Genomic DNA, 20,552 nt, shown 5'->3' with positions numbered 1-20,552 from the left:
AACCTTGGCCTTTCCGAGCGTGATCGGCAAGAAATGACCTGAACCACGGCGTGGCGCGGGCCGTGAACCGGGTGTGTGCTCACTTCACGGGATCACACGTTCAGCCGGGAGCAGGTCCCTTAGGCTGCTCCTCATGAGCGTTCCGGCCCGGCGTCCCGCCGCGCTCGGCGCTACCCGCGGTATGTCGCTCGCCGTGTGCGCCGGGGTGCTCTCCGTGACCGCGCACCGGCTCGCCGACGGCGGCCTGCCCGACCCGGCGATGACCGTGCTGCTGGCCGGCCTCTTCGGCTGGACCACGACGGCGCTGGCTCGCAAGGCCCGCGGGACGGTCGTCACGATCGCCCTGCTCGGCGCCGCCCAGCTCGTGATGCACCTGCTGCTCACCACGCTCGCCGGCCACCACGACATGTACGCGATGCCCGGCAGCACCGGGCTCGGCATGGTCGCCGCGCACGCGGTCGCGACCCTGGTCACCGCGCTCCTGCTCGCCCGCGCGGACGCGATGCTCCTCACCGTCCTCGCGGTGCTGCGCGCGATCCTGCCGCGGCTGCTCACCCCGCTGCCGGTCCCGGCGGCCCCCGCGCTCGTCCCGGTGCGCGTCGACGCTCCGAGCCACCTCGTCGGCGTCGACCTGCGCCGGATCCGCGGGCGGCGCGGCCCCCCTGTCCACTCCTGAACCCCAGCTCATCCCCCTCACCGGCCGGTCCCCGAACCGAGCCGTCCCCTTCTTGAGTTCATCAGGAGTGAACCCATGTCCCAGCACGTCTTCAAGCGCGCCGGTTTCCTCGCCGCCACCATCGGTGTCGCCGGTCTCCTCGGCACGGGCGTCGCCTCCGCGCACGTCACCGCCAACGTCTACGGCCCGCAGCCGACCAAGGGCGGGTACGCGGCGATCGTGTTCCGCGTGCCGAGCGAGGAGAAGGACCCCGTCACCACCACGAAGGTCGCCGTCGACTTCAAGGCCGACTACGGCATCGGCTCGGTGCGCACCAAGCCCGTCCCCGGCTGGACCGCCGAGGTCACGAAGTCGAAGCTGCCGACCCCGATCACCAAGGACAACGGCACCCAGATCACCGAAGCCGTCACCGCGGTGACGTGGACCGCGCAGCCGGGCAGCGAGCTCAAGGCCGTGAACTACCAGGAGTTCGAGGTCAGCTTCGGCCCGCTGCCGACCAATGTGGACCAGGTGGAGTTCCCCGCGCACCAGACCTACAGCGACGGCAAGGTCGTCGACTGGAACCAGCCGACGCCGGCGGGTGGCGAGGAGCCGGAACACCCGGCCCCGGCCGTGAAGCTGGCCGCGAAGGCCGCCGAAGGTGACGAGCACGCCGGGATGTCGGCGGACACGGCGTCGACGACCGGCGAACACACCCAGGCCGCCGCGGCGACGTCCGACAACACGGCCCGCTGGCTCGGCGGGGCCGGCCTGCTCGTCGGCGCCGTCGGCCTCGGCGTCGGGGCCGGCGCCACCATCCGGGCCCGCAAGGCCACGGCGAAGCCGGGAGGCAACAGCTAAATGCGGAAGGCGCTCGTCGCGCTGGCGTTGACGGTGGTGGCCGTGCTCGGCACGGCCACCACGGCGCTGGCGCACAACGTGCTGATCTCTTCGGACCCGGCGAACGGCTCGTCCGTCGCCGCCGGCCCGCAGAAGGTCAGCCTGACGTTCGACCAGTACGTGCAGGGTGCGGACGTCAACCAGATCGCGGTGACCGGACCGGGCGGCGGCCAGTGGGCCGAAGGACCGATCAGCGTGGTGAACAACGTCATCAGCGCACCCCTGCGGCCGCTCGGCCCGGCCGGGAAGTACACCATCGGCTACCGCGTGCTGTCCGCGGACGGCCACCCGGTGACCGGTGAGCTCACGTTCACGCTCACCGCGGCGGGCACCGGCACCCCGGCGACCGTCGACGCGGCGAAGTCGCCGGGCAGCTCGTCGTCCGCCGCCCCGCAGTCCGGCTCGACCGGCGTGCCGATCTGGGTCTGGATCGCCGGCGCGGTCGTCCTGCTGGCGATCGGGCTGACCGTGGCCCTGCGTTCGGGCGGCAAGGCCGTCGAAGAGAAGAAGTAAGCGATGACCCAGGCCGAGACCACCGCGAGACCCCGCTATTCGACGCTGCTGTGCGTCGTGACGGCGGGCCTGCTCGGCGCCCTGATCGGCGTCGCGCTCATGGCCACCACCCCGGTCCCCGGCGTGGTGCAGCCCAGCGCGGTGGTCTCGGCCGGCATCCCGATCGTGCGGGTGCTGCTCGATCTGGCCGCGGTCACGACCATCGGCCTGGCGCTGCTGTCGGTGCTCGTCGGCTACGACCGGCCGAAGCTCACCGAGCCGATCATGCGGCTGGCCCGGCCGGCCGGCGTCGCGGCCGCGCTCGTCTGGGCCACGACCGCGGTCGTCGCGCTGATCCTGCAGACCGCGGAGTTCAAGCCGGGCTCGTCGACGCTCTCGCCGGGCGACATCGGGGACTACATCGCGGCCGTCGGCGCCGGCAAGGCACTCGTCATCGTCGCCGTGCTCGCGCTCGTCCACGCCGGGATCGGCGCGCTGGCCCTGCGTTTCGGCGAGAAGGTGCCCGCCGAGGTCCGGGTCGGGCTCGGCCTGTTCGCGCTGCTGCCGCTGCCGGTCACCGGGCACGCGTCGAACTGGAACTACCACGACTACACGATGATCTCGATGGAGCTGCACGTCATGAGCGCCGTCGCCTGGACCGGCGGCCTCGGCGCGATGACCGTGCTCCTCGTCGCGAACCGGACGCTGCTGGCGCACGCGCTGCCCCGGTTCTCGAAGCTCGCGACGCTCTGCCTGGTCCTCTCCGCGGCGACCGGCCTGTTCAACGGGCTCGTCGAGATCTCGCTCAACCCGACCATCGGGTTCTGGGCGGCGATCTTCACGACGCCGTACGGGCAGCTCTTCGTCCTGAAGCTCCTCTGCACCGGCGTCATCGCGCTGCTCGGCGCGTACACCCGCTGGCGGCTGATGCCGCAGATCGTCCGGCACAACCGGACGGCGCTCGCCGCGTGGGCGACGCTCGAGCTGACCGTCATGGGGTTGGCGTTCGGTTTCGCCGTGGTGCTGACGCGGGCGCCGGTCGTCGCGTCCTGAAAGCCCTTCCTCGCTGGTAGAGCCGGTCTTAGGTCACGGCGAGTAGCTGCAACTTGCGCATTGGGATGAGGGGTAGACCATTGGGGGCGACCTGTCGGACCGAACTTTCTACCCAGAGCTGACCGCATTTCGGAAGCGACGAACGGTCATTTGCCGTCGTCGAATGCACGTGCAGATTGTGGCGCCGGTCACACGAAGTGACAGATCACGGTCAGCGGTAACGGGTCCACCGTGAGTCCGTCCGGCCGTTCCGGAGATCGTCCAAACGGCGGTAGAGCTCGGGCCGCACCCGCGGCCGGCTGCGCAGGATGGGCAGCACGCTCGTCGTCAGCTTCAGCTCGCGGATAGCCCGGAGCACGGCGAACCCGGGCCACGACGTGACGTCGAAGCCGTACGCCGCGGCGAACGTCCGGTAGCGCACCGCCGGGTCCCCGAACCGCTCACGGCCGACGGCGAGCGGCGTCAGGTCCCACTCCGGCGGGCCGACGCACGACGAGTCGAAGTCGCAGAGCACCGGACCGTCCGGACCGGGGATGACGTTGCCCGGGTAGGCGTCGCCGTGGACCAGGCCCCTGGGCAGCGGGAACTCCAGCTCGGCCAGCGCGGCTTCGAGCTCGGCGCAGCGGTCGAGGAGGAACTCGCGGTCGCCCGCGGTGAGCTCTTCGGCGTCGGAGACCCGGGCCCGCACCGCGGCGAACGGCGCCCACTCGGCGAGACCGTCGGGCGCGGGCAGCGCGTGCACCTGCCGCAGCAGCCGGGCCAGGTCGGGGGACGTCGCCGGCCGGCCGATGCTCGGCACCTGGTGCCAGACGGTCACCAGGTGCCCGCCGACCGGCAGCGGCTGCTCCACGGAGCCGAGCAGCCGGATCGCGGGGACGTCGTGGCGTTCGAAGTGCCGGGCCACGCGCACCACGGTTTCGACGCGGTGCCGGAGCCGGGTCGAGCCGACGATCCGGATCACGACAGGTGCGCTGACCAGCGCGTACACCGCGTTGTTGGTGAATCGCAGCAGCCGCGCGCCCGCCGGGTCGAAACCCAGCAGCGCGCACGTCTCGGCCAGTACGCCACGCAGCTTGCCGGAGGTGAACCGGCCGTCCAAGACGCCGGCGCCTTCGGCGCTATGCGGCGTAGAAAGCGTTGAGGCGGTCGGCGAGGTCACGGGCGTCGGCGTTGTTGCGGCGGCGCTCGGCCTCGTCCTGCAGAGGCCGCATGCGGTCCTTGACCCGCTCGGACTTGATGCCCTCGGCGCAGTCGATCGCCTTGCCGCCGACCTTGGCACCGTGGTCGAGGTCGCCGTCCAGCAGGTGGTTGGTGGCCAGCGCGCTCAGCATGAACGTCTTGGAGCGGGCCATCTCGTCGTCGTAGGACTCGACGGCCCTGGTCAGCGCCGGGATCGCGTACTTCGTGTGCTCGGCGTTCTGCTGAGCGAGGACCGTGTGGACGGTGCCGACCATGGCGTAGACGTCGGTCTCGGTGAAGAACTTCACCCACGACTCGGCCTCGGCCAGGTTGGCGCGCTCGAACTCGTCCTTGCTCCGGCCGAGCAGCTTCACCGCCTGCTCTTCGTTGCCCATCATCGCGTAGGCCCAGGCCTCGTTCGCGCAGAGCACGGAGACCGCCAGCTCGGAGCCGGATTCCTGGGCGGCGATCTGGCCCAGCTGGAACAGCTTCAGCGCGTCGTTCGGGGCGTCCTGGTGCAGGTAGACGCGGCCCATGCGGTAGAGGACGTTGGCCACCAGCGGGTGGTTCTCGCCCTGCTTGGCCAGGTCCAGCGCGTTCGCGAAGTGGCCGCGGGCGGAGTCCATCAGACCGGTGTCGAAGGACGTCCAGCCGGCCAGCGAGTGGAGGTCGGCGAGCGCCACGTACAGCCGGTTCTTCACCATGTCCGTGCCGTGCGCCTCGAGCATCTGCTGTCCCCAGGACAGCTGCGCGACGACGGCGTCGCGGCAGAACCCGCCGCCGTACTGGTAGTCCAGCGCGCGGAGGGCGCGCGTGGCGGCCTCCACCTGCCGCACGTCGGTCATGCCGATGCGCCCGGGCGCCGGTGTGCGCGCCGGCCCCGCCGACCACGTGCCGGATTCCGGACCGAACACCGCCGCACCCATCGTGACCTGGGCGGCGTGCGCGAGGAACCTCCGTCGCTTCACGGACTCGTCCTCCTCCGCCTGCTGGCCGTCGGCGGAGCCGACGACGCGTATCGCCGTGGCCTCGTCGTAGGCGAGGCCCATGTATCCACGGGGGACACCCAGGCCGTCGGCGATCCGCGTGAGGACGTCGTAGGCCATGACCTGGCGACCCTTGAGGATCTCCGACACCTCGGACTGGGATTGGCCGGTCATCGCGGCGATCTGGCGCTGCGAGACACCGTGCTTGCGCAGGAGCCGGTAGACGGCGCTGATCTCGCGGGACGCGAGAGCCGCTCTCATCTCCGGCTGCTCCCACGCGTCAGCGGGAACTGCGTGGCTCTGCCGGGCGTCGGCACTGCCACCGTTACTGGCGTCCATCGCGCCCCCTCCACTGTCCGGTCGGGCGTCTGTGAAACAGCGTAAGCAAAGCTGGTGGAGCGTGGGAATCGAGCCAACCGCGCCCCTGATCGGCCGGGGCGAAGTCCGCTGACCGCTTACCGTGCGACTAAGCCCAGTCACCGCTATGACGCCGGTTACAGCTTCTCTCGGCTCCGATTGCACCTCACTGTAGTTGTCAGACCTCCGTCACCGCCTGTGCACCTGCAGCGATCACGGAGATGTTGCAAAAAGCAAGGCTTACGGAACGACCAAGGCTTGGGACGACAGAGCGGAGAAGGGCGTGGAGTTCGTGGACTCGTTCGCAGTGGGACATGCCGGGACGGCGACCCGCGCCGTTCGGCCGGCGGCCTCCCCTCTCTCCGCCGTCCGCCCGGTCACCCCCGCCGCAGCGGTGGACCCCCGCACCGCGAACGTCCGGCACTACGAGGGCGGTCAGCTGGTGTGGCGCGTGCAGTGCGGCGACCTCATCAGCCGCGAACGCGCGGTGACGGTGTTCGTCGAGGACAACCAGGTGGTACTGGTCTCGCCCCCCGGTGAGACCGCGCGGTTGACGTCCGGCCAGCTCGGACAGCTGCGCGCCGCGCTCAACGAAGCCGCCAAGATGGCGGAAAGGTAACGGTGAGCTGATCATGGATCAGGTACTCGGGCAGGTCCTCCGCAATGCGGTCTGGGAGCGCCTCGACATGCTGACCGACCTGGCGAACCGCGCCGACGCCCAGTCGCTCGTCTCGGTCGCGCGCTCCGAACTCCCCCGCTTGACGGAGGCGTGGCGCGCGATGCTGAAGATGCACGAGCCGGACGAGCGTGGCGACTGCCCGACCTGTTCGACCCGGTGGCACCGCTGCAAGGCGCCGTGCTCGGTCTGGCAGGTCGCCCACGAACACCTGGTGGCCGGCGGACTCGCTCCGCAGCAGCAGGCCTCCGCCGACAGCCGCTTGCAGGGCCGCCGCAAGAGCCCCGTTCCGGCACAGGGACGGCCGGCCCCGGCCCCCACCGCGGCGGAGACGACCGGTCGCCACGCGCTGGTGAACCCGCGCCGAGCGGTCACGGCCTGACGGATCCGGGCCGTCGCCACCTCCCGCGGTGGCGACCCGGACCCCGTTCCGCCCGCCGGCGTTCGCACTCCGGCACACCGTTCCACCCCTGATCCGGCGACTGCGGCCGGGCCGATCGCCCCATCGACCCGCGCCGGCTCGCCCGGCCGGGGACTGTTTCGCCCGCACCCCCGAGCAGCGCGAACCGGTCCCCGGCCGCCTCACCCCGATCCCCACCGCGATTAATCGAAAAAATTACGCGTTAGGCCTAGCCCAGGCGGTAATCCCCCGCTAGATTGATCATCGAAGAGGCCTGGACCACTGGTTCGCCTCGACGTGACCCGCCTGTGAGCGGCCCCTGAATTCCGCGGGCCGGTGCCGTTGCACTCCCCTCCCCCGACCGGCACCGGCCCGCGGTTCCACTTCTCTAGCGAACCGCCTTCACGCGGAGCACGAGCACCGCGGCCAGCAGCGTCGCGACGGCCGAAGCCGCGAACAGTCCCGAGTAGCCGCCCAGGTAGGCGAGCACGAGCGGGGTCAGCAGCGGGGCGACCACCTGCGGCAGCGAGTTCGCGATGTTGATGACACCCAGGTCCTTCGCACGGTCCTGCGCCGTCGGGAGCACCTGCGTCAGCATCGCCAGTGCGACTGCCATGTACGCACCGAACCCGACGCCCAGCAGCGGGGACGCGGCGAGCGCGACCGGCCAGCTCTGCCAAATGACCAGCAGCAAAGCGGCCAACGCCATCACACCGGACGCCGCAAGGACGTACGGCTTACGCCGTCCGGACTTGTCGGAGAAGTGGCCGGCGAGCACGGCACCGATGACGAGCGCGACACCGTACAGCCCCATCATGATGAGCAGCCCCGTGTCCGGGTCCTCGTAGTGCACCGCGTCCTTGAGGAAGAACAGCAGGTAGAGCGTCCCGAACGCGTTGCCGAGGTTGATCATGAAGTGGCACGACCACGCCCACGCGAAGTCCGGGTGCCGCCGCGGCGAGACCCACAGGTTGCGCAGGACCTCGCCGGCCTGCGACGACGGCCGGAACTCGACCGGCAGCCGCGCGTCCGGCGTCCGCAGCACGAAGAACGCGGCGCCCACGACGACGATCACCGCGCAGACCGCGTACGCCAGCGGAATCCCGGCGATGCCGAGCATCACCACGACCACGACCGCGCCCAGCACCGTGCCGAGCATCTGCGCGATACCGACGAGCCCGCCGACCTGCGCGCGCTGCCCCACCGGGACGCGGTCGGCGATGGCGGACATGAGCGTGGCGAGCATGCCGTTGAGCCCGGCCTGCACGAGGCACCAGCCGACGATCAGCAGCGCGACGTTCGGCGCGAAAGCCAGCACCAGCAGCCCGACGGCCGCGACGGCGGCCCCGATGACCGTCCAGGGGTGGCGACGGCCGAACCGCGAGCACGTCCGGTCGGACAGCAGCCCGACGGCCGGGTTGACGACCAGCGCCACGATCGCGCCGACGCCCATCACCAGGCCGAGCACGAACTCCTTGTTCACCTGGTCGAGCAGTTCGGCCTGCTGGGGCAGCAGCACCTGGATCGGCGCGTAGATCCCCAGCCAGAGCGCGATGTTCGCGAAGAACAGCAGGCTCATCCAGCCGGGCCGCACCCGCACGACGGGTTCGGCGAGGGCTTCCGGCAGGCCGGTCGTCTCGGTCGTCTCACTGCTCATCCCGCACCAGCTTCCGGTACCAGTGGAACGAGTCCTTCGGCGTGCGCCGCAGGGTTTCGTAGTCGACGTGCACCAGGCCGAAGCGTGGCGCGTAGCCCTTGGACCACTCGAAATTGTCCATCAGGGACCAGCAGAAGTAACCCCGGACGTCGACGCCGGCGTCCATCGCCTCGCGCAGCGCGACGAGGTGGCTGTGCAGGAAGTCGATGCGCTCGGGGTCGTGCACGCCGCCGTCCTCGGCGACGACGTCGGCGAAGCTGCAGCCGTTTTCGGTGATCTGGACGGGCGGCAGCTTGTCGCGGTAGCGCCGGTGGAAGTCGAGCAGCAGCTCGCGCAGGGCGTGCGGGACGATCGGCGAGTCGTTGGTCGTCATCGGATAACCCTCGATCGGGCGAAGGTCGAAGGGCAGCGGGTTGCCCGGGCTGGGCTTCGCGACCCCCTGCGGCTCGTAGTAGTTGACGCCGTAGAAGTCGAGCGGCTGCGCGATGGTCGGCAGGTCGTCGGCGAACCCGGCGGGGAGGTGCTCGTGGAGCTGCTCGGGATAGCTGCCGAGCAGTACGGGGTCGGCGTAGAGCCGGTTGAGCAGCGCGTCGAGCCATTCGGCGGCTCGTTCGTCTTCGGCGGAGTCGTCCGACGGCCAGATCGGCGAGTGGTTGTTGGCGGTGCCGACCTCGGCCGCGCCCGCCGCGCGGAGGGCCTGGACGGCGAGGCCGTGGGCGAGGTTCTGGTGGTGCGCGGTCGGGATGGCGTCGAGCAGGAGGGTCTTGCCGGGCGCGTACTCGCCGATCGCGTAGCCGAAGATGGACATCACCATCGGCTCGTTGAGCGGAATCCACAGCTTCACCCGGTCGGCGAAGCGTTCCCCGAGGATGTGAGCGTATTCCGCGAAGCGCTCAGCGGTCGTGCGGGAGAGCCAGCCGCCGTCGTCTTCGATCGCCTGCGGGGTGTCCCAGTGGTAGAGCGTGACGGCGGGGGCGATCCCGGCTTCGCAGACGGCGTCGATGAGCTTGTCGTAGAAGCCGAGCCCCTCGGGGTTGGGTGCGCCCTTGCCGTCGGGCTGGATGCGGGGCCAGGCGATGGACATCCGGTAGGCGCCGACGCCGAGCTCCGCCATCAGGGCGATGTCTTCGGGGTAGCGGTGGTAGTGGTCGGCCGCTACGTTGGCGGTCTCATCGCGGGCGATCTTGCCCTCGGTCGCGGTGAACGTGTCCCAGATGGACGGTCCGCGCCCACCTTCGCTGGTGGCGCCCTCGATCTGGAACGCCGAAGTCGAAACACCCCAGAGGAAGCCGGGCGGGAAGATCGGGTTCTGCACCGGTGCTGACCCCTTCGTCAGGCCACCCGTCTGGGTGAACATGAAAAGTTCTCATATACTAGGTCTTCACTCGTCCGTGGGGAAGCCCGTCGGCACGATAAAGTCCCAGATCAGACGAGGAGGAGTGCCGTGTCCGACATCCAGGCCGCGAAGGTGCCGGCAGAAGCCACCCCCTTGCGTCGCCAGCCGGTCCAGCAGCGAAGCGCGAAGCGGGTCGAGCAGATGCTCGACGCGAGCGCGGCGTTGATCGACGAGCTCGGCTACGACGCACTGACGACGACCTTGATCGCCAAACGAGCGGGCGTGGCAGTCGGTTCGCTGTACCAGTTTTTCCCGGACAAGCGAGCGGTCGTGCAAGCGCTTACCGCCCGCAACCTGGACCGGTTCGTGGGCGCGGTGAACGAGCGCCTGAAGCAGCTCGGGCCCGAGCACTGGTGGGACGTCGTGGACTCGATCCTCGACATCTACCTGGAGATGCACCGCTCGGTACCGGGGTTCTCCAAGGTCCACTTCGGCGACATCATCGACCGCCAGCTGCTGGACGAGACCCGCGACAACAACGCGGTGATCGTCGATTCGCTGACGGACCTGGTGGCGACGCAGGTGGACCGGCCGGTGGAGGACCTCCGGTTCGCGATCGGCATCGCCAACGAGGTGGCCGACGCGCTGCTGAAGCTGGCATTCCGGCAGGAGCCGAGCGGGGACGAGAAGATCGTCGCCGAGGCGAAGTACGTGGTGAAGGGGTACCTGGCGGCTCGGTTCGGGGAGCAGTCCTAGCTGTCCACAGGAGTTGTCCACAGGTATGCACAGCTGTGGACAACCTCGTGGTCGCCCGTCCGGCAGCCGGAACAAGACGACCGCCGTGCGGCGAACACGTTGTTCCGCCGCACGGACGGGTGGCTCAGCCGAAGTTCTGGTGCTCGCCTCGGTACGTCGGGACCGTTCGCTCCACCCGGTCGCCCATCACCAGGTGGTAGTGCGTGAAGCGTTCCGCCAGCTCGCCTGCCTTGGCGTGCCTCAGCCAGACGCGGTCGCCCAGGTTCAGGGTGCGGGCCGCTCGGCCCGTCACCGGGGTCTGGACCTCGCCCGCTCCCTCGAAGCCGAGGAACTTCAGGCCCGTCGGGAGGTAGGGCGTCGGCTGGCGGGACGGACCCGTGGGCCCCGAAGCGATGTAGCCGCCGGAGTACAGCGTGGCGATCTTGCGCGTCGGGCGGCGGACCACCGGCAACGCGAACAGCGCCGCCGGGCGGGGCTTGAAGCGCGTGTACCCGTCGAAGAGCGTGGGGCCGATCAAGCCCGAGCCTGCCGCGATCTCCGTGACCACCGCGTCCGCACCCGTGGACTCGATGCTTCCCGTGCCGCCGCCGTTCACGAACTCCAGGGGCGTCACCGCCTCGACCGCGCGGACCGCTTCGCCGCGGCGGCGGTTCAGCTCCGCCGCGGAACGGCGTTGCATCCAGCCGATCACCGCCTGGTTCACCCGGCGGCCGGCCGCGTCGCCGAGGCCGGCGATCTGGCCCTCGTACGCCATCACGCCCACCAGGCGGAAACCCGGGCGCGCCACGACCTGCTGGGCGAACGCCGACGCCTGCTTCGGCGTGAAGATCGGGGAACGCCGGGTGCCGACGTGGACTCCCGGCAGCGGGCGCCACGACGCGTCCAGCTCCAGGCACACCCGGATCTCCGGGTGGCCGTGGCCGAGGGCGGCGTCCACCAGGTCCAGGTGCTCGGGCGAATCCACCATGATCGTGATCGCCGCGCGAGCGAGATCGGACGCGGCCAGGCGGCGGAGCGCCTCGTGGTCGGCCGTCGGGTAGGCGACGACGACGTCGTCCGTCGTGCCCTGCTCGACGTGCCAGATCGCTTCGGCCAGCGAGTAGCACATCAGGCCGTGGAAGCCCGGCATCGCGAGCACGCGCTCCAGCAACGCCCGGCAGCGGACCGACTTGCTGACCACGCGGATGGGCTTGCCGCCCGCGCGGCGGTGGAGGTCGTCCGCGTTCGCGTCGAAGGCAGCCAAGTCGACCACGGCCAAGGGCGGATCGAGGTCCTTGGTCGCCAAGTCGTACACCGTCGCACTGGTCACGAGGTCTAAAGTACGACACGAAGGCTTGAAACGCGAATACTGTTCACATACTGTTTCGGGCACTCGACGGATGAAGGGTGCGCGCATGACCCGGTGGACCAACTGGGCGGGCACGGCGTCCGCCTCGCCACAACACGTTCACCAGCCGCGCAGCGCGGCGGAGATCGCGACGACCGTCGCCGGCATCGCCGCGGCCGGCCGCACCGTGCGCCCCTGGGGCAGCGGACATTCCTTCACCGCGATCGCGGTCGCCGACTCCGACGCGCTCGACCTGCGCCACTGGACCGGCATCGACCGCGTCGACCTCGAAACCGGCCAGGTCACCGTCCGCTCGGGCACCACGATCAAGCAGCTCAACGCCGAGCTCGACGTGCTCGGGCTGGCCATGACCAACCTCGGCGACATCGACGCACAGACCATCGCCGGCGCGATTTCCACCGGCACCCACGGCACCGGCGCGCGCCTCGGCGGCATCGCCACCCAGATCGTCGCGCTCGAGCTCGTCCTGGCCGACGGCTCGGTCGTCACCTGTTCGGCGGAAGAAAAGCCCGACCTCTTCTCCGCGGCTCGCGTCGGCCTCGGCGCGCTCGGCGTGATCACCACCGTGACGCTCCAGTGCGAGCCGTCGTTCGTCCTGCGCGCACAGGAACGGCCGGAGCCGCTGGAGCAGGTCCTCGAGGGCTTCCACGACTTCGCCGACCAGAACGAGCACTTCGAGTTCTACTGGTTCCCGTACGGCAAGAACGCGCTGGTCAAGCGCAACAACCGGTGCGAGACTGCGGCGCCGCTGAGCAAGATCCGCGAGTTCGTCGACTACCAGATCATGGAGAACGTCGCGTTCGGCGGCCTCTGCCGGACGGGCCGGCTGATGCCGCGGCTCGTGCCGTCGCTGGGCAGCTTCGCCTCGAACGTCCTGAGCGCGCGCGAGTACAGCGACACCTCGCACCGCGTCTTCGTCACCGCGCGCAACGTCCGCTTCACCGAAACGGAATACGCTGTTCCACGTGAATCAGTGCTCGACGTGCTCGCCGAGCTACGGGCCGTAGTGCCGACACTGAAGGACCCGGTGATGTTCCCGGTCGAGGTGCGGGTCGCCGCGGCCGACGACATCTGGCTGTCGACCGCGCAGGGCCGCGACTCCGCCTACATCGCCATCCACCAGTTCACCGGCATGCCGTACCGCGAGTACTTCAGCGCGTTCGAGAAGATCGCCGGCGCGGTCGGCGGCCGCCCGCACTGGGGCAAGATGCACGACCTCGACGCCGGCGTCCTCCGCTCGCGCTACCCGCACTTCGACGACTTCCTGCGCGTGCGCAAGGAAACCGACCCGAACGGCGTCTTCACGAACACCTACCTGGACCGGGTGCTGGGCCCGGCCTAGAAGAGCGCCGAGACCGATTCGCCGTTGTGGATCCGGCGGATCGCCTCGGCCATGGCCGGCGCGATCGACAGGATCTTCAGCTTCTCGGTGCGTTCCTCCTCCGGCACCGGAACCGTGTTGGTGCAGACGATCTCCAGCACCTCCGCCCGGCTGCCGATCCGCTCGATGGCCTTCGCCGCGAACAGCCCGTGCGTGCAGGCGACGCGGACCGACCGCGGCTCCAGCTCGGTGAGCTTGTCCAGCAGTTCGATGACCGTGCTGCCCTTGGCGATCTCGTCGTCCAGCACGATGACGTCGCGGCCGGTGATCTCCCCGATCACCGAGCTGATCTGGACGCGGTCGTCGGGGAAGCGTTCCTTCGCGCCGGCCGCGACCTGGACGCCGAGCAGGCGCGCGAAGTGCGACGCCTCCTTCGCGTTGCCCAGGTCGGGTGAGACGACGGTGGTGCGCGAGAGGTCGTACTGGCGGAAGTGCTTGGCCAGCTCCTGCAGCGCGTGCAGGTGGTCGACCGGGACGCTGAAGAAGCCGTGGACCTGCGGCGAGTGCAGGGTCATCGCGAGCACGCGGTTCGCGCCGGCCGTCGTCAGCAGGTCGGCGACCAGCCGGCCGCCGAGGGAGATGCGCGGCGCATCCTTCTTGTCCGAGCGCGCGTACGAGTAGTGCGGCATCACCGCGGTGATCCGCGACGCCGACGCACCGCGCGCCGCGTCGAGCATCAGCAGCAGCTCGACCAGGTGCTCCTGCACCGGCTTCACCAGCGGCTGGATGATGAAGACGTCCCGCTCGCGGCAGTTCGCCTGCAGCTGCACCTCGAGGCAGTCGTTCGCGAACCGCCGGATCTCCGTCGGCTGCAGCGGGATGCCGAGGTGCTCACAGATCTCTTCGGCCAGTTCGGGGTGTGCGCTGCCGCTGAAGACGGCGATTTCTCGCGAAGCCTGAGTGATCACAGCGCGGAAATCGCTTCGTCGATCGCGACCTCACCGGAGATCAGCGTCAGGGTGCGCCGGGCGGTCTCGGGCGCGTCGAGCAGGCCGACGAGCACCGCGGCGACGTCGTCGCGCGGGATCGGGCCGCGGTCGGTCCGCTCGGCGAGCAGCACCAGGCCGGTGCCTGCGTCGTCGGTCAGTGCGCCCGGGCGAAGGATGGTCCAGTCGAGGTCGCGGGCCTTGAGGTCGTCTTCTGCCGCGCGCTTGGCGCGCAGGTAGTGCCGGAATTCCTCGGTGACGTCGGGGTTCTCCGGGTTGTCGGCTCCGATCGAGCCGACCTGGATGTGCCGGCGGACCCCGGCCCGCTCGGCCGCTTCGGCGAACAGCGCCGCGGCGCCCCGGTCCACAGTGTCCTTGCGGGCGGTGCCGCTGCCCGGGCCGGCGCCGGCCGCGAAGATCGCGGCGTCGGCGCCCTTCAGGACCTCGGCAACGGCGTCCACATCGGAGTTCTCGAGGTCGAGCACGACGGCTCGGGCACCGGCGGCCTCGAGGTCCGCCGCGTGGGCGGGATTCCGGATGATCCCGACCCCTTCGTCCCCGCGCGCGGCAAGCAGCCGCTCCAGCCGCAGCGCGATCTGACCGTGTCCACCAGCAATGACGACTCGCATGGAGCCGACCCTAGTGCGAAGCGGGCGCCTCTGCGGTCCGGAGGAGGTGGTCGTAGACGAGCTCGTTCACCAGGCGGGAGACCGGGTCCTCGGCCAGCAGGACGCGCTCGGTGCGGCCCTCGAGGTCGAGGTCGACGACCGCGTTCGGGTCGGCCGTCACGACGGCGAGGCCGTACGCGCGGGCACGCGGCAGGCAGTTGCCGACGTAGTCCTCGGTGAGGACGGCCGGCGACGGCAGCAGCATCGCGGCCTCGCCGTAGCGGGCGAACGGAACCGCGGAGGCCATCGCGGTGCGCCAGTGGCGCGCGACGGCCAGGACGCCGACGATCTCGGCGGCCGGGGCGGGGGCGGTTCCGGCCAGCTCCGGCCAGGTCCAGGTGTCGACGGTGGCGCGGTCGGCCACCGGGCCGGCACCCATCGCGATGCGTTCGGCGTGCACGTCGGTGCGAAGCTTGGCGACCACGCAGACCTTGCGGCCGAGGATCGTGGTCTCGGGGAGGACGACGCCGTTCCAGCCCAGCTGGGCGGCGGCGGTGCGGGCGAGTTCGTCGACGCTCGCGGGGAGCTCGATCGGCGGCACCACCCGGCTCGGCATCGACCGGCTGCGCTTCGCGCCACCGGCGACCGTCGAGCGCTCGGTGTTCTGAGGTGTAGCCGCCACGAGTCCGCCTCCTTCTAACCTGCACCGCTTCGTGACCGGTGAAAACCGGCACTCAACCTGTCTAACAGCGTGGCGGCGCGGCGTCGCCGGGTAGTGCGAGTGGCTGCGATCGGCGGCGCCCAGCGGTCGATGACCGGTCGGTAGGCGGTCATCCGACTTCGGTCGAACGGTGCGGCCAACCGAGTGATCGCGAGGTGAGTGGCACTACCGTCCGCCTGCGACCGACTACCGGGGGCAGGAATCGCCCTCCGCGCCCGACTGGTCCGTTCGGCGCAACCCGGGGAAAATCCACAGTGGACGCAGGCCGCTGAGCTGCGCATGTCCACCGTCACCCACATGGCGGTGACTTGCGCCGCAGCGGTGCCGGGCCCCCCGGACTAAAGTTACCGATCAGTCACTTAGTCGTCGCCGTGGAGGACCGATGCGCTCCCCGAAGGACTTCTTCGCCCCGCTCGCCCTGGGCGCGCCCGCCCCCGTGCGGGAGATCCCGGTGACGCCGTCCCGGATGATCCACTTCTTCGACCCGGGCAACGAGAAGATGGCCGCGAAGGTGCCGGACATCGCGAAGAAGGTCGACGTCCTGCTGGGCAACCTCGAGGACGCCGTGCGCGCCGACCGCAAGGAGGCCGCGCGCGCCGGGCTCGTCGCCATCGCCAAGGCGAACGACTTCGGGAAGACGCAGCTGTGGACCCGGGTCAACAGCCTGGATTCGCCTTGGGTGCTCGATGACCTGGTGACGCTCGTCACCGAGATCGGCGACAAGCTCGACGTGATCATGGTGCCGAAGGTCGAGGGCGCGCAGGACATCCACTACGTCGACCGCCTGCTGGCCCAGCTCGAGGCGCGCGCCGGGCTGACGAAGCCGTTGCTGGTGCACGCGATCCTCGAGACGGCGAGCGGCGTGGCCAATGTGGAGGAGATCGCCGGCGCGAGCCCGCGCATGCAGGGCATCTCGCTCGGCCCGGCCGACCTGGCCGCGAGCCGTCGCATGAAGACGACCCGCGTCGGCGGCGGCCACCCCGGCTACCTGGTGCGCACCGACCCGACCGGCGACGACCTGACCGAAGGCCGGACGACCTACCAGCAGGACCTCTGGCACTACACGGTCGCGCGGATGGTGGACGCCTGCGCGATGCACGGGATCCTGCCGTACTACGGGCCGTTCGGGGACATCCGCGACGTCGTCGCGTGCGAGGACCAGTTCCGCAACGCGTTCCTGCTGGGCTGCGTCGGCGCGTGGAGCCTGCACCCCGTGCAGATCGACATCGCGAAGAAGGTGTTCTCGCCTTCGCCGTCCGATGTGGCCTGGGCGCGTCGCGTCATCGCGGAAATGGGCGACGGCACCGGTGCCGTGATGATCGACGGGAAGATGCAGGACGACGCGTCGGTGAAGCAGTGCCGCGTGGTCGCCGAACTGGCCGACGCCCTCGCGGCGGACGACCCCGAGCTCGCGGCCGCCTACGACGCCGCCACCAAGGAGGCCCTCGGATGACCGAGCTGAAGCCGAGACGTTCCGTTCTCTACATGCCCGGCGCGAACGAACGCGCGCTGGAGAAGGCCAAGACCCTCCCGGCGGACGCGCTGATCCTCGACCTCGAGGACGCCGTCGCGCCGGACGCCAAGGAAGCCGCGCGCGAACGCGTCTGCGCGGCCGCGTCCTCAGGGGACTACGGCGACCGCGAGGTGACGATCCGGGTCAACGGCCTGGACACCGAATGGCACGACGCCGACCTGCGCGCGGCCGCGTCCGCCGGCCCGGCCGCGGTCGTCGTGCCGAAGGTGAACTCGGCGGCGGAGGTGCACAACATCGAGCGTGCGCTGGAACTCGGCGGCGCGCCGGAGCGCACGAAGATCTGGGCGATGGTCGAGACGCCGGTCGCGATGCTGCACGCGGAGGAGATCGCGGCGGCGTCCGAGCGGCTGACCGTGCTGGTGATGGGGACCAACGACCTGGCCAAGGAGCTGCACGCGGAGTTCGTCCCGGGCCGCGGCCCGCTGCTCGGCGGGCTGTCGCTGTGCCTGCTGGCCGCGCGCGCGACCGGCAAGGTGATCCTCGACGGCGTCTACAACGACGTGAAGGACCTCGCCGGGTTCGAAGACGAATGCCGGCAGGGCCGTCAGTACGGCTTCGACGGCAAGACGTTGATCCACCCGGGCCAGGTCGAGCCGTGCAACCGGATCTTCGCGCCGTCCGAAGAGGAGATCGACCGGTCCCGGCGGATCATCGAGGCCTTCGAGAAGGCCGGCAGCGGCGTGGTCACCGTGGACGGCCGGATGATCGAAAACCTGCACGTCGACAACGCGCGACGGGTGCTGGCACTGGCCGAGGCCGTCAAGAGCTGACGGCCTCGGCCGGGTCACTTCGGCAGGTCGTCCGTCCACTCGCCACTGACCGCGTACGTGTCACCGTTCGCGGTGGTGACCGGTTTGCCGTCCGGGCCCAGGAACACCGACGAGCTGTCCACCTGGCCGGTCGCCGGGTCGACGACGAGCCGGCCGCCGCCCGGCAGCCGCACGCTCCGGTCGTCCAGCGGGTGCACGCCCGGGTCGGCGGCGATCGCGCGGAACGCCGCCGCGCGGACCGCCGGGGGCGACGGCACAGTGGACACCAGGTCGATCAAGCCCTCGAGCACTGCGATGTCCAGCTTGTTCGCGGGGGTCCCGTGCCGTGTCAGCCCGTCCGCGAGCCAGTTCCGCAGGGCCGCCGGGTCCGGGGGCAGCGCCAAGATCGTGCTGAGGGTGACGTCGTCGTCGCCGTTGATCCGGATGGGCCGGGCGTGGGGCAGGAGCCTGGGTTTGCCGTGGTCTTTCTCGTCGCGGTACCACTCCTGCCCGTCGGTGGTGGTCCAGTACTCCCAGGTTTCCTTCCCCACCTTCGTCGTCGTGTGCCAGTACTTGCCGGTGCCGGCCTGGGTGCGCTCGGCGGCCGTGGCCGCCGCGAGCAGGACCTGCGGCCCCAGATAGACCGGTGCCACCGCCTGGGGCGGCGGCGCCACGGGCGGCGGGCCGGGCAAGGTCGCCACGACCACCGCGACCGCCGCCGCGGCGGCGACGAGCCCGGCGCCGATGGCCGGCCGGCCGGCGCGCTTGCGGCGTCCGCCCAGCATGTGGTTCCGAAGCTGGTGCCGGCTGCGGTCGACGACGTCCTGGGCAGGCTCGTCCGGGAGCAGCGCGGTGCGCAGGGTTTCCAGGTCAGTCATCGGTGGCCTCCGGGGAGAGAACGGGAGCGAGCTTCTTGCGGGCGCGCGTGAGCCGGGAGCCCACCGTGCCCGGGGAGATGCCGAGTGCCTCGGCCACTTCCGCGTAGCCGAGGTCGGCGAGTGCCACCAGCAGCAGCACGTCGCGCTCGCCCGAGGTCAGCCGCGACAACGCTTTTCCCAGCTGTCCGCTCATGACGACGCGGTTTTCGTGCCCCTCGACGGGCCGGGGCACCTCGATCCGCGCGAGCGCGCGGTAGTGGCGGGCTTCCTTGCGGCGGTGGCGCGACACGAGGTTCGTCGCGATGCCGAACAGCCACGCCCGCACCTCGCCGCGGCCGGCGTCGAACGTCTTCCGCCGGTCGTAGGCGACGAGGAACGTCTCGGCGGCGACGTCCTCCGCGGTCTGGGCGCCGAGCCGCCCCGCCACGTACCGGTAGACGGCCGGGAAGTACCGGTCGTGCACCTCGGTGAACGGCTCGACGCCGGTCACCGGGGTTGCCTCTGTCATGGAAATCCTTCCCGTCGGCGACAGTTCCACCACCACTTCGCCGCGGGCCCGGATCTTCTTCCCTATCCGATCGGCCAGGGACGCTGCGGGTCGCGAAGGCCCTCGTACGCCGCGGCCGCGCGCAGGACACCGGTGTCGTCGAAGCGGCGGCCCGTGAGCTGGAGGCCGATCGGGCGGCCGTCGTCGGTGTAGCCGCAGTTCAGGGACACCGACGGCTGGCCGGACATGTTGTACGGCACGGTGAACGCGATGTGCTCGAACGGCCTCGCCGGGTCGTTCGTCGGCGACGCCCACTCCGCCGGCGGGGCCGCGACCGGGCACGTCGGCGACAGCACGACGTCGAACGCCGAGGTCGCGCGCAGGGCCGCGACGCTGATCACGTCGATCTGGGCGAAGCCGCGGTAGACGTCCACCCCGGACACCTCGGCGCCGCCCGCGGCCCAGTCCGCGATGTACGGCAGGACCTTCGCGCGCCGCTCGGCCGGCAACGCGAGCATGTCCGACCAGGCACGCGTGCGCCAGAAGACGTCCAGCCCGCTGAGCATCTCGCGCGTGAGGAACGGCCCCACCGGCTCGACGACCGCGCCCGCGGCTTCGAACGTCCGGGCCGCGGCCGTGACGGCGTCGCGCGTCGCCGGGTCGACCGGGAGGCCCACACCGGGGTCGAGGTGCAGGCCGACGCGCAGTCCTTCGAGGGAGCCGTCGAGGGAAGACCACGGCAGGTCGGCCGGCGGCAGGCTCAGGTGGTCACGCGCGTCCGGCGCCGACAGCACGCTCATCAGCAACGCCGTGTCGGCGACCGTGCGGGTCATCGGGCCGGCGACGCGGCCGAGGAACGGCGGGTCGACCGGCACGCGCCCGAAGCTCGGCTTCAGCCCGACCAGGCCGCACCAGCCCGCGGGCAGCCGGATCGAGCCGCCGATGTCGGTGCCGACGTGCAGTGGGCCGTACCCCGCGGCCGCCGCCGCTCCGGCACCCGCGCTCGACCCGCCCGGGCTCGCGGACGTCACCCACGGGTTCCGCGCCGTCTCGTGGAAGCTCGACAGCCCGGACGTCAGCATCCCGTAGTCCGGCATCGTCGTCTTGGCCAGCAGGACGCCGCCGGACTCGCGGACGCGTGCGGCCGCCGGTGCGTCCTCGGCGGCCGGGACCAGCGCGGTCGCCGCCGTGCCCAGCGGCACCGGGGTGCCGCGCGTGGCGATGTTCTCCTTGAGCGTCAGGGGGACGCCGTCGATCGGGCCCAGCGGTTCGTCGGACGCCCAGCGAGCTTCGGACGCCTTCGCGTCGTCGAGAGCCGCCGAAGGGTCGTACGCGTACAACGCGTGCAACTCGGGCTCTCGCGCCTCGATGCGCGCGAGAACGGCTTCGGTCACCTCGACCGGCGAGAGCGTCTTCGCGCGGTACTGCGCGACGAGTTCGACAGCGGTCAGGTCGGGCAACTCAGGCATGAAC

Annotated in this window: 21 protein-coding genes; 10 read left to right on the top strand and 11 right to left on the bottom strand. The window is 70.8% G+C overall.

From position 1 onward, the window contains the following. The first annotated feature begins 133 nt into the window (after positions 1 to 133). The 4 genes from QSK39_RS12520 (at position 134) to QSK39_RS12505 (ending at position 3,100) form a co-directional block, all read left to right on the top strand. Entirely contained in the window at positions 134 to 676 is a 543-nt protein-coding gene (locus tag QSK39_RS12520; RefSeq protein WP_285477760.1) for a hypothetical protein, read from the top strand. A 75-nt stretch (positions 677 to 751) separates the two neighbouring features. Further along, on the top strand, positions 752 to 1,516 hold the full coding sequence (locus QSK39_RS12515; protein ID WP_285477759.1) for a YcnI family copper-binding membrane protein: 765 nt from the start codon (positions 752 to 754) through the stop codon (positions 1,514 to 1,516). Continuing rightward, positions 1,517 to 2,068 carry a copper resistance CopC family protein gene (locus tag QSK39_RS12510; RefSeq protein ID WP_285477758.1) on the top strand — a complete coding sequence of 184 codons (552 nt, stop codon included), beginning with the start codon at positions 1,517 to 1,519 and terminating at the stop codon, positions 2,066 to 2,068. A gap of 3 nt (positions 2,069 to 2,071) precedes the next feature. Beyond that, positions 2,072 to 3,100, top strand: a complete 1,029-nt coding sequence (locus tag QSK39_RS12505) for a CopD family protein (RefSeq protein WP_285477757.1) — start codon at positions 2,072 to 2,074, stop codon at positions 3,098 to 3,100. 211 nt (positions 3,101 to 3,311) lie between these two features. Here QSK39_RS12505 and QSK39_RS12500 read toward each other — a convergent pair whose 3' ends face one another. Both QSK39_RS12500 and QSK39_RS12495 read right to left on the bottom strand, forming a co-directional pair. Further along, entirely contained in the window at positions 3,312 to 4,199 is an 888-nt protein-coding gene (locus QSK39_RS12500) for an aminoglycoside phosphotransferase family protein (RefSeq protein ID WP_285477756.1), read from the bottom strand. A 19-nt stretch (positions 4,200 to 4,218) separates the two neighbouring features. After that, positions 4,219 to 5,604 carry a helix-turn-helix transcriptional regulator gene (locus tag QSK39_RS12495; RefSeq protein ID WP_285477755.1) on the bottom strand — a complete coding sequence of 462 codons (1,386 nt, stop codon included), beginning with the start codon at positions 5,602 to 5,604 and terminating at the stop codon, positions 4,219 to 4,221. 301 nt (positions 5,605 to 5,905) lie between these two features. On the opposite strand from QSK39_RS12495, the gene QSK39_RS12490 reads away from it, so the two are divergent. Both QSK39_RS12490 and QSK39_RS12485 read left to right on the top strand, forming a co-directional pair. Beyond that, positions 5,906 to 6,241: a hypothetical protein gene (locus QSK39_RS12490; RefSeq protein ID WP_285477754.1), complete on the top strand. Its 336-nt coding sequence runs from the start codon at positions 5,906 to 5,908 to the stop codon at positions 6,239 to 6,241. Between the two features lie 13 nt (positions 6,242 to 6,254). Next, positions 6,255 to 6,680, top strand: a complete 426-nt coding sequence (locus tag QSK39_RS12485; protein WP_285477753.1) for a hypothetical protein — start codon at positions 6,255 to 6,257, stop codon at positions 6,678 to 6,680. A gap of 406 nt (positions 6,681 to 7,086) precedes the next feature. Here the strand turns inward: QSK39_RS12485 and QSK39_RS12480 are convergent, their stop codons facing one another. Next, positions 7,087 to 8,355, bottom strand: a complete 1,269-nt coding sequence (locus QSK39_RS12480) for an MFS transporter (protein WP_285477752.1) — start codon at positions 8,353 to 8,355, stop codon at positions 7,087 to 7,089. Continuing rightward, entirely contained in the window at positions 8,345 to 9,670 is a 1,326-nt protein-coding gene (locus tag QSK39_RS12475; protein WP_285478007.1) for a GH1 family beta-glucosidase, read from the bottom strand. Before QSK39_RS12475 ends, QSK39_RS12480 begins: the two co-directional genes overlap by 11 nt. 129 nt (positions 9,671 to 9,799) lie before the next feature. Between QSK39_RS12475 and QSK39_RS12470 the strand changes: the two genes are divergently transcribed. Continuing rightward, a complete protein-coding gene (locus tag QSK39_RS12470) occupies positions 9,800 to 10,447 on the top strand; it encodes a TetR/AcrR family transcriptional regulator (protein ID WP_285477751.1) in 648 nt (215 codons plus the stop codon). A gap of 124 nt (positions 10,448 to 10,571) precedes the next feature. On the opposite strand, the gene QSK39_RS12465 is transcribed toward QSK39_RS12470, so the two are convergent. Continuing rightward, the gene (locus tag QSK39_RS12465) at positions 10,572 to 11,756 is read right to left on the bottom strand and encodes an amino acid deaminase/aldolase (RefSeq protein ID WP_285477750.1); all 1,185 of its coding nucleotides are present in this window, start codon (positions 11,754 to 11,756) and stop codon (positions 10,572 to 10,574) included. 85 nt (positions 11,757 to 11,841) lie between these two features. On the opposite strand from QSK39_RS12465, the gene QSK39_RS12460 reads away from it, so the two are divergent. Then, a complete protein-coding gene (locus tag QSK39_RS12460) occupies positions 11,842 to 13,137 on the top strand; it encodes a D-arabinono-1,4-lactone oxidase (RefSeq protein WP_285477749.1) in 1,296 nt (431 codons plus the stop codon). Here QSK39_RS12460 and QSK39_RS12455 read toward each other — a convergent pair. From QSK39_RS12455 to QSK39_RS12445, 3 genes are read right to left on the bottom strand one after another with little or no spacing between them, the layout of a single operon-like run. Continuing rightward, positions 13,134 to 14,084, bottom strand: a complete 951-nt coding sequence (locus tag QSK39_RS12455; protein ID WP_284743363.1) for a ribose-phosphate diphosphokinase — start codon at positions 14,082 to 14,084, stop codon at positions 13,134 to 13,136. The two genes, QSK39_RS12460 and QSK39_RS12455, sit on opposite strands and share 4 nt — an antisense overlap. Then, entirely contained in the window at positions 14,081 to 14,731 is a 651-nt protein-coding gene (locus QSK39_RS12450; protein ID WP_285477748.1) for an NAD(P)H-binding protein, read from the bottom strand. The genes QSK39_RS12455 and QSK39_RS12450 overlap by 4 nt, the downstream gene beginning before the upstream one ends. A 10-nt stretch (positions 14,732 to 14,741) precedes the next feature. Then, positions 14,742 to 15,392: a hypothetical protein gene (locus tag QSK39_RS12445; RefSeq protein WP_285477747.1), complete on the bottom strand. Its 651-nt coding sequence runs from the start codon at positions 15,390 to 15,392 to the stop codon at positions 14,742 to 14,744. A gap of 421 nt (positions 15,393 to 15,813) precedes the next feature. Here QSK39_RS12445 and QSK39_RS12440 point away from each other — a divergent pair, with 421 nt between their 5' ends. Continuing rightward, entirely contained in the window at positions 15,814 to 16,884 is a 1,071-nt protein-coding gene (locus QSK39_RS12440; protein WP_086841768.1) for an HpcH/HpaI aldolase/citrate lyase family protein, read from the top strand. Beyond that, positions 16,881 to 17,735 carry an HpcH/HpaI aldolase/citrate lyase family protein gene (locus QSK39_RS12435; protein WP_285477746.1) on the top strand — a complete coding sequence of 285 codons (855 nt, stop codon included), beginning with the start codon at positions 16,881 to 16,883 and terminating at the stop codon, positions 17,733 to 17,735. The genes QSK39_RS12440 and QSK39_RS12435 overlap by 4 nt, the downstream gene beginning before the upstream one ends. A 14-nt stretch (positions 17,736 to 17,749) precedes the next feature. Here the strand turns inward: QSK39_RS12435 and QSK39_RS12430 are convergent, their stop codons facing one another. The 3 genes from QSK39_RS12430 to QSK39_RS12420 all read right to left on the bottom strand — a co-directional run bounded on the left by QSK39_RS12430 (position 17,750) and on the right by QSK39_RS12420 (position 20,548). After that, positions 17,750 to 18,592 carry a CU044_5270 family protein gene (locus tag QSK39_RS12430; protein WP_285477745.1) on the bottom strand — a complete coding sequence of 281 codons (843 nt, stop codon included), beginning with the start codon at positions 18,590 to 18,592 and terminating at the stop codon, positions 17,750 to 17,752. Then, positions 18,585 to 19,100 (bottom strand): RNA polymerase sigma factor, encoded by a 516-nt coding sequence (locus QSK39_RS12425; protein WP_285477744.1) that lies wholly within the window; start codon positions 19,098 to 19,100, stop codon positions 18,585 to 18,587. The genes QSK39_RS12430 and QSK39_RS12425 overlap by 8 nt, the downstream gene beginning before the upstream one ends. Before the next feature lie 62 nt (positions 19,101 to 19,162). Then, positions 19,163 to 20,548: an amidase gene (locus QSK39_RS12420; protein WP_285477743.1), complete on the bottom strand. Its 1,386-nt coding sequence runs from the start codon at positions 20,546 to 20,548 to the stop codon at positions 19,163 to 19,165. Positions 20,549 to 20,552: the final 4 nt, after the last annotated feature.

This window comes from Amycolatopsis sp. NBRC 101858, from assembly GCF_030269325.1.
GTDB classification, from domain to species: domain Bacteria; phylum Actinomycetota; class Actinomycetes; order Mycobacteriales; family Pseudonocardiaceae; genus Amycolatopsis; species Amycolatopsis ponsaeliensis.
Note: the sequence above shows the minus strand (reverse complement) of the source record. Positions and strands in the feature narration are given on the sequence as shown.

What these genes read in the sequence shown, in the direction of transcription:
- QSK39_RS12510 (WP_285477758.1), top strand. Translation starts at nt 1,517, where the DNA reads ATGCGGAAGGCGCTCGTCGCGCTGGCGTTGACGGTGGTGGCCGTGCTC.
- QSK39_RS12515 (WP_285477759.1), top strand. Translation starts at nt 752, where the DNA reads ATGTCCCAGCACGTCTTCAAGCGCGCCGGTTTCCTCGCCGCCACCATC.
- QSK39_RS12460 (WP_285477749.1), top strand. Translation starts at nt 11,842, where the DNA reads ATGACCCGGTGGACCAACTGGGCGGGCACGGCGTCCGCCTCGCCACAA.
- QSK39_RS12480 (WP_285477752.1), bottom strand. Translation starts at nt 8,355, where the DNA reads ATGAGCAGTGAGACGACCGAGACGACCGGCCTGCCGGAAGCCCTCGCC.
- QSK39_RS12495 (WP_285477755.1), bottom strand. Translation starts at nt 5,604, where the DNA reads ATGGACGCCAGTAACGGTGGCAGTGCCGACGCCCGGCAGAGCCACGCA.
- QSK39_RS12425 (WP_285477744.1), bottom strand. Translation starts at nt 19,100, where the DNA reads ATGACAGAGGCAACCCCGGTGACCGGCGTCGAGCCGTTCACCGAGGTG.
- QSK39_RS12485 (WP_285477753.1), top strand. Translation starts at nt 6,255, where the DNA reads ATGGATCAGGTACTCGGGCAGGTCCTCCGCAATGCGGTCTGGGAGCGC.
- QSK39_RS12430 (WP_285477745.1), bottom strand. Translation starts at nt 18,592, where the DNA reads ATGACTGACCTGGAAACCCTGCGCACCGCGCTGCTCCCGGACGAGCCT.
- QSK39_RS12505 (WP_285477757.1), top strand. Translation starts at nt 2,072, where the DNA reads ATGACCCAGGCCGAGACCACCGCGAGACCCCGCTATTCGACGCTGCTG.
- QSK39_RS12450 (WP_285477748.1), bottom strand. Translation starts at nt 14,731, where the DNA reads ATGCGAGTCGTCATTGCTGGTGGACACGGTCAGATCGCGCTGCGGCTG.
- QSK39_RS12420 (WP_285477743.1), bottom strand. Translation starts at nt 20,548, where the DNA reads ATGCCTGAGTTGCCCGACCTGACCGCTGTCGAACTCGTCGCGCAGTAC.
- QSK39_RS12435 (WP_285477746.1), top strand. Translation starts at nt 16,881, where the DNA reads ATGACCGAGCTGAAGCCGAGACGTTCCGTTCTCTACATGCCCGGCGCG.
- QSK39_RS12440 (WP_086841768.1), top strand. Translation starts at nt 15,814, where the DNA reads ATGCGCTCCCCGAAGGACTTCTTCGCCCCGCTCGCCCTGGGCGCGCCC.
- QSK39_RS12520 (WP_285477760.1), top strand. Translation starts at nt 134, where the DNA reads ATGAGCGTTCCGGCCCGGCGTCCCGCCGCGCTCGGCGCTACCCGCGGT.